Source organism: Prescottella sp. D32 (assembly GCF_037287305.1).
GTDB classification, from domain to species: Bacteria; Actinomycetota; Actinomycetes; order Mycobacteriales; family Mycobacteriaceae; genus Prescottella; species Prescottella equi.
The window spans coordinates 110,706-125,773 of the sequence record NZ_JARBSW010000002.1; the positions used below are offsets into that span (position 1 = coordinate 110,706).

Annotated in this window: 17 protein-coding genes; 3 read left to right on the top strand and 14 right to left on the bottom strand. The window is 69.2% G+C overall.

The genetic code is table 11. The annotated features are described in order from the left end of the window. Positions 1-17 precede the first annotated feature (17 nt). The gene (locus PSS76_RS10040; RefSeq protein ID WP_013415395.1) at positions 18-1,154 is read left to right on the top strand and encodes an Mrp/NBP35 family ATP-binding protein; all 1,137 of its coding nucleotides are present in this window, start codon (positions 18-20) and stop codon (positions 1,152-1,154) included. Positions 1,155-1,228: 74 nt separating this feature from the next. Here PSS76_RS10040 and tatB read toward each other — a convergent pair whose 3' ends face one another. The 4 genes from tatB to sigE all read right to left on the bottom strand — a co-directional run bounded on the left by tatB (position 1,229) and on the right by sigE (position 4,336). Continuing rightward, positions 1,229-1,633, bottom strand: a complete 405-nt coding sequence (tatB, locus tag PSS76_RS10045; RefSeq protein ID WP_081185697.1) for a Sec-independent protein translocase protein TatB — start codon at positions 1,631-1,633, stop codon at positions 1,229-1,231. Between the two features lie 72 nt (positions 1,634-1,705). Further along, the gene (locus PSS76_RS10050) at positions 1,706-3,202 is read right to left on the bottom strand and encodes a S1C family serine protease (RefSeq protein WP_337456164.1); all 1,497 of its coding nucleotides are present in this window, start codon (positions 3,200-3,202) and stop codon (positions 1,706-1,708) included. Between the two features lie 78 nt (positions 3,203-3,280). Beyond that, positions 3,281-3,643: a cupin domain-containing protein gene (locus PSS76_RS10055; protein ID WP_022594862.1), complete on the bottom strand. Its 363-nt coding sequence runs from the start codon at positions 3,641-3,643 to the stop codon at positions 3,281-3,283. Positions 3,644-3,661: 18 nt separating this feature from the next. Then, positions 3,662-4,336: an RNA polymerase sigma factor SigE gene (gene sigE, locus PSS76_RS10060; RefSeq protein WP_005514455.1), complete on the bottom strand. Its 675-nt coding sequence runs from the start codon at positions 4,334-4,336 to the stop codon at positions 3,662-3,664. A 271-nt stretch (positions 4,337-4,607) separates the two neighbouring features. On the opposite strand from sigE, the gene PSS76_RS10065 reads away from it, so the two are divergent. Beyond that, positions 4,608-5,240 carry an O-methyltransferase gene (locus tag PSS76_RS10065; protein WP_005514457.1) on the top strand — a complete coding sequence of 211 codons (633 nt, stop codon included), beginning with the start codon at positions 4,608-4,610 and terminating at the stop codon, positions 5,238-5,240. A gap of 3 nt (positions 5,241-5,243) precedes the next feature. On the opposite strand, the gene glgC is transcribed toward PSS76_RS10065, so the two are convergent. Next, positions 5,244-6,458: a glucose-1-phosphate adenylyltransferase gene (glgC, locus tag PSS76_RS10070; protein ID WP_022594859.1), complete on the bottom strand. Its 1,215-nt coding sequence runs from the start codon at positions 6,456-6,458 to the stop codon at positions 5,244-5,246. A gap of 100 nt (positions 6,459-6,558) precedes the next feature. On the opposite strand from glgC, the gene glgA reads away from it, so the two are divergent. Further along, positions 6,559-7,731 (top strand): glycogen synthase, encoded by a 1,173-nt coding sequence (gene glgA, locus PSS76_RS10075; RefSeq protein WP_337456165.1) that lies wholly within the window; start codon positions 6,559-6,561, stop codon positions 7,729-7,731. On the opposite strand, the gene PSS76_RS10080 is transcribed toward glgA, so the two are convergent. The 9 genes from PSS76_RS10080 to PSS76_RS10120 all read right to left on the bottom strand — a co-directional run bounded on the left by PSS76_RS10080 (position 7,704) and on the right by PSS76_RS10120 (position 15,061). Next, the gene (locus PSS76_RS10080) at positions 7,704-8,558 is read right to left on the bottom strand and encodes a putative RNA methyltransferase (protein WP_037084453.1); all 855 of its coding nucleotides are present in this window, start codon (positions 8,556-8,558) and stop codon (positions 7,704-7,706) included. The two genes, glgA and PSS76_RS10080, sit on opposite strands and share 28 nt — an antisense overlap. Before the next feature lie 135 nt (positions 8,559-8,693). Beyond that, positions 8,694-8,861: a DUF3117 domain-containing protein gene (locus PSS76_RS10085; protein ID WP_003931055.1), complete on the bottom strand. Its 168-nt coding sequence runs from the start codon at positions 8,859-8,861 to the stop codon at positions 8,694-8,696. Between the two features lie 150 nt (positions 8,862-9,011). Further along, positions 9,012-9,584, bottom strand: a complete 573-nt coding sequence (locus PSS76_RS10090) for a DNA-3-methyladenine glycosylase I (protein ID WP_005514462.1) — start codon at positions 9,582-9,584, stop codon at positions 9,012-9,014. Then, on the bottom strand, positions 9,581-9,910 hold the full coding sequence (locus PSS76_RS10095) for a DivIVA domain-containing protein (RefSeq protein ID WP_005514464.1): 330 nt from the start codon (positions 9,908-9,910) through the stop codon (positions 9,581-9,583). Before PSS76_RS10095 ends, PSS76_RS10090 begins: the two co-directional genes overlap by 4 nt. A gap of 49 nt (positions 9,911-9,959) precedes the next feature. Further along, the gene (locus PSS76_RS10100; RefSeq protein ID WP_005514465.1) at positions 9,960-10,883 is read right to left on the bottom strand and encodes a glucosyl-3-phosphoglycerate synthase; all 924 of its coding nucleotides are present in this window, start codon (positions 10,881-10,883) and stop codon (positions 9,960-9,962) included. Then, complete coding sequence (gene folP, locus PSS76_RS10105; protein WP_005514466.1) at positions 10,880-11,806, bottom strand: dihydropteroate synthase; 927 nt, start codon at positions 11,804-11,806, stop codon at positions 10,880-10,882. Before folP ends, PSS76_RS10100 begins: the two co-directional genes overlap by 4 nt. A gap of 29 nt (positions 11,807-11,835) precedes the next feature. Next, positions 11,836-13,617, bottom strand: coding sequence for a long-chain-acyl-CoA synthetase (locus tag PSS76_RS10110; RefSeq protein WP_013415390.1), 1,782 nt, complete (start codon positions 13,615-13,617; stop codon positions 11,836-11,838). An 83-nt stretch (positions 13,618-13,700) separates the two neighbouring features. After that, positions 13,701-14,261 (bottom strand): cytokinin riboside 5'-monophosphate phosphoribohydrolase, encoded by a 561-nt coding sequence (gene log / locus PSS76_RS10115; protein ID WP_005514468.1) that lies wholly within the window; start codon positions 14,259-14,261, stop codon positions 13,701-13,703. Beyond that, positions 14,255-15,061 carry an LOG family protein gene (locus tag PSS76_RS10120; RefSeq protein ID WP_013415389.1) on the bottom strand — a complete coding sequence of 269 codons (807 nt, stop codon included), beginning with the start codon at positions 15,059-15,061 and terminating at the stop codon, positions 14,255-14,257. Before PSS76_RS10120 ends, log begins: the two co-directional genes overlap by 7 nt. Positions 15,062-15,068 lie beyond the last annotated feature (7 nt).

Here is a 15,068-nt window from a genome sequence, read left to right on the forward strand (position 1 = left end):
CCGCTTAACATGGGGGCATGGCAGCCCTGACCGAGACCGCCGTCCGCACCGCATTGTCGAAGGTGCAGGACCCCGAGATCCGTAAACCCATCACGGAACTCGGCATGGTCAAGAGCATCGACATCGGCGACGACGGCAGCGTCGACGTCGGCATCTACCTGACCACGGCAGGATGCCCCCTGCGCACCGAGATCACCGAGCGGGTCACCAAGGCCATCGCGGACGTCGAGGGTGCCGGCGCGGTCCGCGTCGAACTCGATGTGATGAACGACGAGCAGCGCACCGAACTGCGGCGCTCGCTGCGGGGCGACTCCACCGAACCCGTGATCCCGTTCGCCCAGCCCGGATCGCTCACCCGCGTGTACGCCGTCGCGTCCGGCAAGGGTGGCGTCGGAAAGTCCAGCGTCACAGTCAACCTCGCGGCCGCGATGGCGGCCAAGGGGCTGTCGGTGGGTGTGCTCGACGCCGACATCTACGGTCACTCCGTCCCCCGCATGCTCGGCACCGACGCCAAGCCCACGCAGGTGGAGCGGATGATCATGCCGCCGCAGTCGCACGATGTGAAGCTGATCTCCATCGCCCAGTTCACGCAGGGCAACACCCCGGTCGTGTGGCGCGGACCGATGCTGCACCGCGCCCTGCAGCAGTTCCTGGCCGACGTGTTCTGGGGCGATCTCGACGTGCTGCTGCTGGACCTGCCGCCCGGAACCGGCGACGTCGCCATCTCGGTGGCCCAGCTCATCCCGGGCGCTGAGATCCTCGTCGTGACGACTCCGCAGCAGGCGGCCGCCGAGGTGGCCGAGCGGGCCGGAGCGATCGCGCTGCAGACGCGTCAGCGCATCGCGGGTGTGGTCGAGAACATGTCGTGGATGGAGCTGCCGGACGGCACCCGGATGGAGGTGTTCGGCTCGGGCGGCGGCCAGGCTGTCGCCGACCGTCTCACGAAGGCCGTGGGCGCCACGGTGCCGCTGCTGGGTCAGATCCCGCTCGAGCAGGCGGTCCGCGAGGGCGGCGACGCCGGGCTCCCGATCGTCCTCGGTGCCCCGGACTCCCCCGCCGGTACGGCGCTGCGCGACATCGCGGACAAGCTGTCGGTGCGTTCGCGTGGCCTCGCCGGTATGTCGCTCGGGATCGACACCGTCCGCCACCTCTGACCCGGGACCGCTCGTAGCACAAGAGCCGGATCGCGTACGCGATCCGGCTCTTTGCGCTGCTCTCCCGGCGGAGGTCAGGTGGCGTCGGGGTCGACCGGCGGCCTCTCACCGGCCGCGAGCGGCTTCGACTCGGGTGCGGCGGCCGCGGCCCCCGGGGCGCCGGTCCCGTTCCCGAAGGGCTTGCCGTCGAAGGTTCCCTTGAGCACCGAGTCGTCGCCGTCCAGCAGATGCTTGGTGATGACGGCGCGCGGGGTCATGCCGCGCAGTTCGTTGAGGTCGGCGAGCGGCTTGCGGAGATCGTCGAACTCCGGGCCCAGTTCGTCCTTGAGCTGTTGGCTGGCACCGCTGGCGTAGTCGCGGACCTGCCGGATCGATTTGGTGACCCAGCTGACGGCGCCGGGTAGCCGCTCGGGACCGAGGATGACGAGCGCTGCGATGAGGAGCACCATGAACTCGCCCCAGCCGATGTTGCCAAACACGGGTTCAGAGTACGTGTCCGCACGCGGACCCGCTCGTGCGATACGTAAATTTCACATACGCGACGCATTCCGTCAGTCCGATGTCGGGGTCACTTCCACGTCGACGGACCGTCCGGACCGGAACAACTGCACGGTCACCGGTTTGCCGACCTCTTGGTCGTGCACCGCGACGATCAGTTCGTCGGCGCTGGACACCGACCGATCCCCGACGTTGACGATCACGTCGCCCTCGACGATGCCGGCCTTCTGTGCGGGGCTGTCCGCCTGCACGTTCGCCACCTCGGCGCCGCTGGTCGCGTCGTTGATGACGGTCCGCGCATTGACGCCGATCTCGGGGTGGTGGACGACTCCGTTGCGGATCAGCTCCTGCGCGACCGCCGTGACGTCGTCGATCGGAATCGCGAAGCCGAGACCCACCGACCCACCGCTCTCCGAACGGATCGCCGAGTTGATGCCGATGACCCGGCCGTCCATGTCGATCAGCGGGCCACCCGAATTGCCGGGGTTGATCGCGGCGTCCGTCTGCACGGCGTCGATCACCGCATCGGTGTCGGTGCCCGCACCGTTGAGCCGGACGGGCCGGTTGAGGGCGCTGACGATTCCCCGGGTCACGGTTTTGTTCAGCCCGAGCGGTGACCCGACGGCCACGACGTCCTGGCCGACCTGCACCTCCGAGGACTTGCCGAGATCGGCAACCGTGAGGTTGCGCGCGTCGGTCTTGAGGACCGCGAGGTCGGTCTTGATGTCGCGGCCGACGATCTGCGCCGGCACCTTGGTTCCGTCGGAGAACGTCACCCGGATCGTCGCGCCCTCCGGGGCGGTGGCGGCCATCGAGATGACGTGGTTGTTGGTGACGATGTATCCGGCGCCGTCGACGACGACGCCCGAGCCGGTGCCCGACTGCTCGCCCTGCGCCACCTGGATGGAGACGACCGACGGCAGGACCGCGTCGGCGACCGCCGCGATCTGTCCCACCGGTTCCTCGCCGTCGTCGCCCGACTGCGACAGCGTCACGCTGCGACTGGTGAGGCTGTCCCGATCCGACGTCGCCGCGATTCCGATGAGCCCACCGACGAGCCCGATCGCGAGCGCGAGCGCCGCCAGCCCGGCCAGCGCCTTGCCCTCGACGTGGCCGCCGAGCAGGACGTCCCGCACACCCAGTTTGGGTGCGTCGGGCATCCGGGCCGGACCGTCGCCCGCCTCGGCGGGCGCGCCGAGGCGCACGGGTGCATCGGGATCGCGCCACGGATCGGCGGGAGTGTCGTCGGCGGCCGGGATCTCGACCACGGGTTCGGGTGCGCGCTGGATCGAGTCGGACTCGCCGTCGGGGCGGCCGAAAGCCTCGGCCAGCACCGGGTCGGGTCGTCCGACTCGGATCGGGGACGGTCCACCGGCCCGGGGATCGGCGGCGCGGACGAACGAGCCGGTGACGTCCGCGGGACGACCGAAGGCGTGCGTGGCGGCCGGATCCACCTCGGGGCGGTACACCGGGCGCGGGGCCAGACGGGGCCCCTCGGGTCGATCCGATCCGGCGTCCGCCGCTCCGGGCGTCCTCGAGTCAGCCGTCACGCGCGTGTATCCCCCTCGTGTGCGTCGATCACGGATGCCAGTATCGCCGATTCGGGCGACCGCGCGGGTCGCGGCACGTCAGCGCCGACGGCGGAAGGGCCAACGCCGGGCGATGTCGCTGTCGCGTTCGAAGGAGATGATCCCGGGCACGGAGTCCTGCCGGGGCGCGGGATCGGGCTCGGCCGGATGACACCGGGGAATCTGGCTGAGGAGGCCGAGCAGGGAACTCGGCATCGACACCTCGGAGGCGGCGCGGCGCAACGCGATGCGGGCCTGCTGCTGCGCCTCCACCTCGGCCGCGCAGTCCGGACACAGCGCCAAGTGCTGCGACGCGCGCAGATAGGCGTTCATCCGCAGTTCGCCGTCCACGTACGACGCGATCGCTTCGCTCGCAAGGTGCTCGGTAGAGCCGAACTGACGAGGTCTGCGCGCCTGCGTCATCAAACCCTCCTGCATTGCCTACCCGACACCGATCTGGTCGGCATCAACCTTTCCATTCGCGGCGAGGTGCTCACGCAGCGCCTGTCGTCCACGATGGATCCTGCTGCGAACAGTACCCAGCTTGACGCCAAGTGTCGCACCGATCTCCTCGTACGACAGGCCCTCGATGTCACACAGGACCACGGCGGCGCGGAACTCCGGCGCGAGCGAGTCCAGCGCGGACTGCAGGTCGGGGGCCAGCCGGGCGTCGTGGTAGATCTGCTCGGGGTTGGGCGAGTCGGAGGGGACGCGGTCGTAGTCCTCCGGCAGCGCCTCCATGCGGATGCGGTTGCGGCGGCGGACCATGTCCAGGAAGAGGTTCGTGGTGATGCGGTGCAGCCAGCCCTCGAACGTGCCGGGCTGATAGTTCTGCAGCGATCGGAACACGCGGATGAAGGTGTCCTGGGTGAGATCCTCGGCGTCCTGTGCGTTGCCGGAGAGCCGGTAGGCCAGCCGGTAGACCCGGTCGCCGTGCTCGCGAACGAGCTCGTCCCACGACGGCATCGCGGACTTGTCTCCCGTTGCGTCGAACGCGGCGGTGCCCGTCGGTTCGGTCACGTCCGCGTCGATGCCGAGCGCGGACACACCTGAATCTGTGCCCGCCGCGAGCGTACGGTCGGCGGTGTCGGTGTCGATGCGTTCGGCATTGATCATGTGGATGGGTGGATCCTCCTACTCAGGACCGCTGATCACGAGACACGGAATTCTGCCGGTTCAACTCCCGAGAACGAGAAATTGTTCCCGACGATCCGCGGTTGCGCGATCTTCACGCCGTGCGGTCTAGTCGTCCGGCGATGAGATCACCCTCTCGCACCTCGATATGTGGCGAATATGAGCAACCTGAGCGGCGCCTGAGAATCTTGCAGGGCGCGGACCCGAGCGAGCCTCGGCACCGCGCAGGAACGGCCCGGCTAGCCTCTATTGCGTGCTCACCAACGCCGAACGAATTCTCACTCACACCGAGGACACCATCCTCGAGGACGAGATGCTCGCCACCGCGCGCGATCGCGCCGTGGAACTCGGCGCAGCGCCCGTGCCTCCGCCCGTGGGGGCGGCCCTCGCGCTCTTCACCAAGATGCTCGACGCGAAGACGGTCGTCGAGGTCGGGACGGGCGCAGGAGTGAGTGGTCTGTGGCTGCTGCGGGGCATGCGCGAGGACGGCGTGCTCACCACCATCGACAGCGAGCCCGAGCACCAGCGCGCCGCCAAGCAGACGTTCCGGGTCGCGGGCGTGGCCCCGTCCCGCACCCGGCTGATCAACGGCCGCGCCCTCGACGTGCTGCCGCGGCTCGCCGATTCCGCGTACGACCTGGTGTTCGTGGACAACGCCCCGGCGGATCACCCGCACTTCGTCCGCGAGGGTGTGCGTCTGCTGCGCCCGGGCGGCGTCATCGTGCTCCACAACGCGCTGCTCGGCGGTCGGGTCGCCGATCCCGGCCAGCGCGACGCGGCGACGGTCGCGGTGCGCGAGGCCGCGCGCGCGATCGCGGACGACGAGCGCCTCACCCGCGTGCTGTTCCCCATCGGCGACGGCCTGCTGTGCGCCGCCCGCCTCTGATCGCTAGATCCAGACGCCCTTCCCGATCGTGACGACGCCGCCGTTGCTGACCGCGAAACGCTGACGGTCACGTTCGAGGTCGACGCCGATGATCTCGCCCTCCCCCACGACGACGTTCTTGTCGAGGATGGCGCGACGCACCACGGCGCCCTTGCCGACGCGCACGCCCGGCATCAGGACGCTGCCCTCGACGGTGGCGCCGTCCTCGACCATCACGTTGGAGCTCAGTACCGAATTGCGAACCGTCGCCGCGGACAGGATGGATCCGGCGCCGACCACCGATTCCTGTGCCAGACCGCCCTTGACGAACTTGGCCGGCGCGAGGTTCTCGGCGCCACCGCGGATGGGCCAGCGCCGGTTGTAGAGGTTGAACACCGGGTGCACCGACACCAGGTCCATGTGCGCGTCGTAGAACGCGTCGATCGTCCCCACATCGCGCCAGTACCCGCGGTCCCGGTCCGTGGCACCCGGCACCACGTTGTTCTTGAAGTCGTACACCGAGGCGACCCCGGCGTCGACGAGCGCGGGAATGATGTCCCCGCCCATGTCGTGGTCGGAGTCCGAGTTCTCGGAGTCGGCCCGGATGGCGTCGACGAGAACCTTCGTGGTGAACACGTAGTTACCCATCGACGCGAAGGTGACGTTGGGATCGTCGGGGGTCCCGGGCGGATGCGCCGGCTTCTCCAGGAACTGAGTGATCCGGCCGGATTCGTCGCTGTCGATGCAGCCGAAGGCGTACGCCTCGCTGCGGGGCACCCGGATGCCGGCGACGGTGACGCCGGCGCCGGAGTCGATGTGATGCTGGACCATCTGCTCGGGGTCCATCCGATACACGTGGTCGGCACCGAAGACGACGATGTACTCGGGGTCCTCGTCGTACACCAGGTTGAGCGACTGGAAGATCGCGTCGGCACTGCCCGTGTACCACCGTGGCCCGAGCCGCTGCTGCGCCGGGACCGGGGTGATGTACTCGCCGGCGAACCCGGACAACCGCCAGGTCTGGGAGATGTGCCGGTCCAGGGAGTGCGACTTGTACTGGGTGAGCACGCAGATCCGCAGGTAACCGGCGTTCACGAGGTTGCTCAGCACGAAATCGATGAGCCGGTACGCGCCGCCGAAAGGGACGGCGGGCTTGGCGCGGTCAGCGGTGAGCGGGTACAGGCGTTTACCCTCGCCACCGGCGAGCACGATCCCGAGCACATGTGGCTGACTCCTCACACCAGTCAACCTATCCGGCGTCCACCGGCCGCCGCCAGCGTTGCAGGCAAACGCCCGGCGCCGCTGGCCGGAAACGGGTTCCGGCGGTTACGTTTAGCCGGTGCGGGTCGCGATGATGACGAAGGAATATCCCCCGGAGATCTACGGCGGCGCGGGTGTCCACGTGACCGAGCTGGTCTCGCACCTGCGCGCGCTGTGCGAGGTGGACGTCCACTGCATGGGCAGGGCGCGCGACGGCGCCGTCGTCCACGACCCGGACGCGGACCTGTCCGCCGCCAATCCCGCCCTGCGCACACTGTCGGCGGAGCTGCGGATGGCGAACGGCGCGGGGGGCGCCGACGTCGCACACTCGCACACCTGGTACACCGGTCTCGCCGGGCACCTCGCGGGCGCTCTCTACGACATCCCGCACGTCGTCACGGCGCACTCGCTCGAGCCGCGTCGGCCCTGGAAGGCCGAGCAGCTGGGTGGCGGATACCGGATCTCGTCGTGGTCCGAACGCAACGCGATGGAACATGCCGACGCGATCATCGCGGTCAGCGCCGGAATGCGGGCCGACGTGCTCGACACCTATCCGGCGATCGATCCCGCCCGAGTGCACGTGGTGCACAACGGGATCGACACGGACGTCTGGTACCCCGGCCCGGCAGACGCCGGCGCCACCTCGGTACTCGCCGCGCACGGCATCTCGCTCGAGCGGCCGATCGCGGTTTTCGTCGGACGCATCACCCGACAGAAGGGACTTGCCCACCTCGTCGCCGCCGCGCACCGGTTCGATCCCTCGATCCAGTTGGTGCTGTGCGCGGGCGCGCCCGACACGGCGGAACTGGCGGAGGAGACGGAGCGGGAGGTCGCCCGCCTCGCCGCGGCGCGAGGCGGAGTGTTCTGGATCCGCGACATGTTACCCACCGCCCAGGTGCGCGAAATACTTTCCGCCGCGACGGTTTTCGTGTGCCCGTCGGTCTACGAGCCGCTGGGGATCGTGAACCTGGAGGCGATGGCGTGCGCCACGGCGGTGGTCGCCTCGGACGTCGGCGGAATCCCGGAGGTGGTGCAGGACGGTGTCACCGGACGCCTCGTGCACTACAACTCGTACGAGGTGGAGGCCTTCGAACACGCGCTCGCCGACGCGGTCAACGCGGTGGCCGCCGATGCCGGCGCGGCAGCGCAGATGGGTCGTGCGGGACGCGCCCGTGCAACGGCCGAGTTCTCGTGGGCCCGGGTGGCGCAGCAGACGCTGGAGGTCTACCGGGACGTACTCGCTCGCCGATAGCTCGAGACCACGACCGACGCGGTCACCGGGAACGGTTCGGGCAGAGCGGCGATCGCCTCGGCGCGCCGCTCGGGGGGCAGATGGCGAGCGGAGGGCCCCATTCCGACGAGGTGGTCGACGTCGCGATGCGACAGCGGCATGGTGACCTCGACGGGCGTGCGGTGGACCCGCTCGAAACGTCCCGCCAGCGTCTCGCCGAGGCGCTCGACCTTGCGGTCGTCGACGCGCACCATGCCGAGCAGGTCGACCAGTTCGCGCAGGTGGCGGTCGGTGGGGGTGAGCACGACGAGGACTCCGCCGTCGCCGAGGACGCGGTCGATCTCGGCAGCGTTGCGCGGCGCGAAGATCGACAGCACGTGGGTGAGGACCCCGTCCAGCACCGGCAGTTGCCGCCACACGTCGGCGACGACCGCCGCGGCCCGCGGGTGCGATCGCGCCAGCCGGCGCGCCGCCGGTTTGGAGACGTCCAGTCCGATACCTCGAGCGGTCGGCGCCGCATCGAGCACGCGGGCGAGATAGTGACCGGTTCCCGCGCCCACTTCCAGAATCCGCGGTTCGACGTCGTCCGGGGTGGACTGCACGACAGCGTCGGCCACCGCCGCCATCAGCGGGTCGAAGTGACCGGCGTCGAGGAATTCGCAGCGGTCCGCAACCATCTCGGGGCTGTCGCCGGTGAACTTGCTGGGGGCGCCGGTCAGCAGCGTGACGTAGCCCTGCCGGGCCACGTCGAAGCTGTGGCCACGCGGGCAGACCAGGGTCCGATCCACCGGGTCGAGCCCGTCACCACACTGAGGGCACGCGAGGAGCGCACTCACATCCGCCAGCACCGGTACCGCCGTGCCCTTTCCGCCAGATCCGTCGTTCGAGCCACCGCGCGACGATCGCCACACAGGCATCGGCCGGGTTGTCTCACTGACAATCGTGAGCCGACCCGGCCGAGACACCGCGGAGGGATGCACCGATCAGCTGGTGACACCCTTGAGTTCGTCCCCCAGCGCCGCAGCCTCTTCCGGGGTCAGTTCGACGACCAGACGTCCACCGCCCTCGAGTGGAACCCTCATGACGATTCCTCGTCCCTCTTTGGTTGCCTCGAGGGGACCGTCCCCGGTCCGGGGCTTCATGGCCGCCATCCTCTGCTCCCTCCAAATCTGCGCCGGACTCCGCTAGCGCCTCGGGTTACCGTTTGCCCCGCCAGCAATTAGCGAGGCTCCTGGTCCATTCTTCCCTATCGAGTGGGTTGCCGGGTAGCTGAGGCACAAAACCCCTCGAATCCGGCGCCCTCACGAGCCCGGTTCGACCCAGCACGACGCGAGGTGATCGTCCACCATCCCGGTGGCCTGCATGAGCGCATACGCAGTGGTAGGGCCCACGAAACGGAAGCCGCGACGCTTCAGCTCCTTCGCCATCGCCGTGGACTCGGGGGTGACGGCCGGAACGTCCTCGACTCGGTCCAGGCGCCTGGCGCGCCGCGGCGGTGCGAACGACCACAGCAGCGTGTCGAGGTCCGTGCCGGACAGGTCGAGGACGGCGCGCGCGTTCCCGATGACGGCCTCGATCTTCGCGCGGTTGCGGACGATCCCGGCATCGCCCAGCAGACGTTCGACGTCTGCCTCGCGGTAGACGGCCACTCTTTCGGGGTCGAACCCGTCGAAGGCCTTCCGGAACGCTTCGCGCTTGCGCAGGATCGTGATCCACGACAGTCCCGACTGGAACGCCTCCAGGCACAGGCGCTCGAACAGCTCGTCGCGGCCGTGCAGCGGCTGCCCCCACTCGAGGTCGTGGTAGTCGGTGTAGAGCCGGGAGCCTGCGGAGTCGACCGCCCACGGGCAGCGCGACCGCTCGTCGAGCGTCATCGTGGCACCTCCGGGTCCCCCGCTTGGCCGGCGGCACCGGCACCCGCGTCACGGGCCGCCAATTGTGCTCGCAGCGAGTCGATTTCCCGACCCAGGCGGTCCAGCGCCCAGTCGACCTCGCTCGCCTTGTAGCCGCGCAACGTCTGCTGGAACCGCAACGCCTTCACGTCCGCCGCGGTGACGTCCTCGGCAGGCAGCACCGTCGCGGTGGTCCCCGGCGGCAGCGGCGGCAATTCCTCGGAACGACCGAACACGGCGCTCGCGCCGAGGAAGAGCAGGCCACCGACGAGCACCATGACCAACAGGTAGATCAGGACCGTCAGCATGCCCCGATCCTGTCACGAACCCCCGACACCGGCCGTCAGGAGTGAGCGGTCACGGCCGGACCGTGCTCATCGGCGGCCGATCGGCCAGCGAAACGTCCGTGTACGCCGGCACGAACGAGTCGCCGTCCACCAGGAACTGGGTCAGTCCGGCACCCGTGTCGTCGACGCCGCAGCGCCGCAGCATCGTGCCGATGATCTGCCGGCTCATCACCCCGAGTTCGGACAGCGGCCGGTTGCGGTGCTTGCGCACCCCCAGGTTGACCTGGCCGATGGCGCCGAGGCCGAGGCGGTCGTAGGTGTCGAGCAGCAGTCCGATCTCGACCCCGTAGCCGGGCGCGAACGGTACCGACGACAGCAGCTCGCGAGTACCGGCGTACTCACCGCCCAGAGGCTGCAGAACGCACGTGAGTTCGGGGCGCAGCGCCGCCAGCATGGGTCGGGCGACCAGTTCGGTGACGCGTCCACCGCCGTTGGCGTCCTCGGTGCCGCTGACTCGCAGCGGCCGGCGGTAATAGCCCTTGACCAGGTGGATGCCGTCGACCGTGAGCAGCGGACCCAGCAACTTCGGGACGAACGCGGGGTCCGGTTCCACGAGGTCGGAGTCGACGAAGGCGATCAGGTCTCCGGTGCTCGCGGCAATCGACCGCCACAGCACCTCCCCCTTGCCCGCGACCGGAGGCAGGCCCGGCACGGCGTCCTCCCGGCTGATCACCGTCGCACCGGCGGCCGCGGCCCGCTCAGCCGTGGCGTCGCTCGAGCCGGAGTCGAGCACGATCAGTTCGTCGACCAGGCCTCCCAACAGCGGGTGGATGGTGTCGACGACTCCGGCGACGGTCTTCTCCTCGTCGAGCGCGGGCAGAACCACGGACACGGTCCGTCCGGCCTTGGCGCGCTCGAGCTCGGCGATGCTCCACTCCGGGTGATCCCAGCTGTTCGCGTCCGTCCACGTGCGTGACGCCTCGGTGATGCTCATGCCAACCCCCGTACGGTGCGGACGGGCTGCCGTGTTCCCATGATCGCGGCGACCATGTCGACCACCCGACGGGTCGAGGCAACCTCGTGGACGCGGAACACGCGGGCGCCGCCGGCCGCCGCGAGAGCGGTGGCCGCCAGAGTGCCCTCCAACCTGTCCGCCAGTTCCACTCCTAGAGTCTCCCCGACGAAATCCTTGTTGCTCAGGGCCATCAGGACAGGCCATCCGGTGTTAACGAGATCTTCCACGCGGCGCAACAATTCGAGCCCGTGGAAGGTGTTCTTCCCGAAATCGTGAGTCGGGTCGACGAGGATCGAGTCGGATTTCACCCCCAGCGCGGTGGCGTGCTCTGCCGCTCGCACCACCTCGTCGACGACGTCGGCGACCACATCGGCGTACCGCACGCGATGCGGCCGCGTACGCGGGACCGCTCCCCCGGTGTGCGAGCAGACGATGCCGGCGCCCAGTTCCGCGGCGACCTCCACCAGACCCGGGTCCGCGCCCGCCCACGTGTCGTTGATGAGGTCGGCACCCTCGGCGCACGCAAGGCGCGCGACCTCGCTGCGCCACGTGTCGACACTGATGATGACGTCCGGATAGCGCGCGCGGATCGCCTCGACGAACGGGACCACGCGACGGGTCTCCTCGGCGGCGTCCACCAGCGTGCCCGGTCCGGCCTTCACCCCTCCGATGTCGACGAGGTCCGCCCCCTCGTCCACCGCGCGGTCGACGGCTGCCATCGCCGCTTCGTCGGAGAAGGTCGCGCCGCGGTCGTAGAACGAGTCGGGGGTGCGGTTGACGATCGCCATGACGAGGGCACGATCGGTCGCGACCGGCCTGCCGCACAACGTGGGCAGGACGTGACCGGGTGCCCAGGGGGCCGAGGTCACCGAATCGTTGTCGGAGGCGGGGCGCGGTGCCATGCCCCCATGTTCGCATGACCGACGTCTCACTACGCCCCGGGAGCGGTCCCGTCGGCCACCTCACGCACGTACCCGTCGTACGCGGGCCGGTATCCGTCCCTACGACCCGCCAGCACGTAGAGCCGCTCGACATCCGACGAGTACGCCTCCTCCCGCAGTTCCACCTTGCGGCTCTTGAACGTCGAGGTCGTCTCGAGGGAGTCGACGACGCGCACGAAGAGGGGGACCGCATACGACGGCAGCCGGTCGAACAGGTGCGCGGCCAGCCGGGCACCGTCGAGTTCGTGTCCGTCCCGGAGCGTCACCGCGGCCATGCCGGCCTTGCCGTCCGCGCCCGGGACCGCGACGCCGTACACAACCGACTGCTCGATCGCCGGGTGCGCCGACATCGCGCCCTCGACCTCGGTCGTCGCGACGTTCTCCCCCTTCCAGCGGAAGGTGTCGCCCAGCCGGTCGACGAACGCGACGTGCATGAAGCCCTGGTCGCGGACGAGGTCACCGGTGTCGAACCAGCAGTCGCCGTCCTTGAAAGCGTCTCGGACGAGCTTGCTTTCGGTGGCCTCGGGGTCGGTGTAACCGTCGAAGGGCGCCCGGTCGGTGACCTTGGACAGCAGCAGGCCCACCTCGCCGACGCGGACGCGGCGCAGCCGCCCGTCCTGCGCACGTCGTGCCCGCCCGGTGTCCTGGTCGTACTCGACCACCGCGTGCGGCAGAGGGCAGACGCCGGCGGTGCGCTCGACGCCGAGCGCGTTGACGAACGCGATGTTGCACTCGCTGGCGCCGTAGAACTCGGCGACGCGGTCGATCCCGAAGCGCTCGGTGAACTCGGTCCAGATCTCCGGCCGGAGCCCGTTACCCACCATGAGCCGAATCCCGTTGTCGCGGTCCGACGGTCGCTCGGGTTGGTTGAGCAGGTAGCGGCACACCTCGCCGATGTAGACGAACGCGGTGGCACCGTTGCGCTTCGCGTCGTCCCAGAATCGCGACGCGGAGAAGGTACGGGCGATGGCGAACGTGGCACCCGACGACAGGACCGACGAGAGCGAGACCGTCAGGGCGTTGTTGTGATAGAGCGGAAGCGCGCAGTACAGGGTGTCGTTGCGGCGCAGCCGGACTCCCATCGCCCCGAGCCCGGACATGCTCTTGAGCCACCGGAAATGGCTCATCAGACTGGCCTTGGGCATCCCCGTCGTGCCGGACGTGAAGATGTAGAACGCGCGCTCCTTGGCCTGGATCTGCTCGCACACAGCAGGATTCGACGGATCGGCACTTTCGGCGAGCTCGTCCAGCTTGCCCGCGGACAGCACCGTGTCCGCGTCCGGCGCCCCCGACAGCGACGAGATCGCCTCGTCGCACTCCTCCCCCACGACGAGGACCCGACTGTCGAGCAGCGACAGGCTGTGCGCGAGGACCTCGCCCCGCTGATTGTGGTTCAGCATGCCGGCGACGGCACCGAGCTTGACGGCCGCAAGGGTGAGCAGCAACGTCTCGGGACGGTTCTTCATCAGGATCCCGACCACGTCGCCGCGCTCGACGCCCTGCTGGACGAGCACGTCGGCGTAGCGGTTCACCCGCTCGTTCGCCTGCCGATAGCTGATCGAGGCACCGTCGAACCGGATGAACGGCCGATCCGGCTGGCGTCGTGCCAGGTCCTGGAAGACACGGCCGATGGATTCGCGCGCGTCCGGCTTGCGGGTGAGGCCGAGTGCGCCGCGAGCCAGGCTCGGAATCTCCGTCGCCATGCGTGGCAGTTGCAGCGCCAACTGCACCAGACCGATCGTCGAAGCGGCGGCGTCTGAACTCATCGGCATCCTTGTCGGGAGGGGACGGGTCGTTTCTTACTTCACAGTAACCTTTGTGACCCGTCCCCGGAACCCCTGGAGCGGCACCGCTTTCACCCCGCGCACGCGTCCAGTGCAGTCTCGACGTCTCCCGTCACGATCAGACCGTCCAGCGCACGTTGCGCCACGAACCCTTGCGGCTTCAGGCTTTCGAGCCACTCGAGCAGGCCCCGGAAGTGATCGACGGGGTCGAGCATCACCACCGGCTTCTCGTGCATCCCGAGGTATCCGGCGGTCCACGTCTCGAACAGTTCCTCGAGCGTGCCGATACCGCCGGGCAACGTGACGAAGGCGTCCGCCCGGTCCTCCATGATCTTCTTGCGCTCACGCATCGTGTCCGTGACGATCAGCTCGTCGGCGTCGACGTCCGCAACCTCCTTGTGCACGAGCGCCTTCGGGATAACCCCGACGGTCCACGCGCCGGCCTCACGCGCCGCAGTGGCGACAGCGCCCATCATCGACACGTTGCCGCCGCCGGAGACCAGCTGCCACCCGCGGCGCCCGATCGCCGCGCCCACCTCGGACGCCAGCCGCAGGAACTTCTCGTCGACGGGCCCGGACGCGCAGTACACGCACACGGCGAACTTCCCGGCAGTCCTGTCCTCGTTCACCATTCGTCCTCGTCTCCCAGAAGTGCAGCCTCGTCCACGCCCTGCTGCGACTCCACGACGATGCGGACCACCTCGTCGATGCTGTCGGTGACGTGGATGAGGTCGATGTCGCCGGGCGAGATCTTGCCGGACCGTTCGAGGGCACTGCGCAGCCAGTCCATCAGCCCGGACCAGAACTCCGTCCCGACCAGGACGATCGGGAATCTCGTGATCTTGCGCGTCTGGACCAGGGTGAGCGCCTCGAACAACTCGTCCAGCGTCCCGAACCCGCCCGGAAGACAGATGAACGCCTGCGAGTACTTGACGAACATCGTCTTGCGCGCGAAGAAGTACCGGAAGTTGATGCCCAGGTCGACCCAGTCGTTCAGGCGCTGCTCGAAGGGGAGCTCGATGCCGAGCCCGATCGAGTAGCCCCCGTTCTCGCTGGCCCCGCGGTTGGCCGCCTCCATCACCCCCGGGCCGCCGCCGGTGATGACCGCGAAGCCGGCGTCCACCAGGGCGGCAGCGAGGTCGTGCGCCGTCGCGTACTCGGCGGACTCTTCGGGTGTGCGGGCCGAGCCGAACATCGTGACCGCACGAGGCACCTCCGCGAGCGCCCCGAAGCCCTCGATGAACTCGCTCTGGATCCGCAGGACCCGCCACGGGTCGGTGTGCACCCAGTCGGTCGGTCCACGCTGATCGAGCAGTCTGCGGTCGGCGTTCGTCGACTCGGCCTTGCGATCGCGCCGCAGCATGACCGGACCGCGGTGTTTCACCGTCGAACTGTCGGGCCGGGCGGCGCCGGTCTTCCTGTCAGGTGCCATGCGGCCC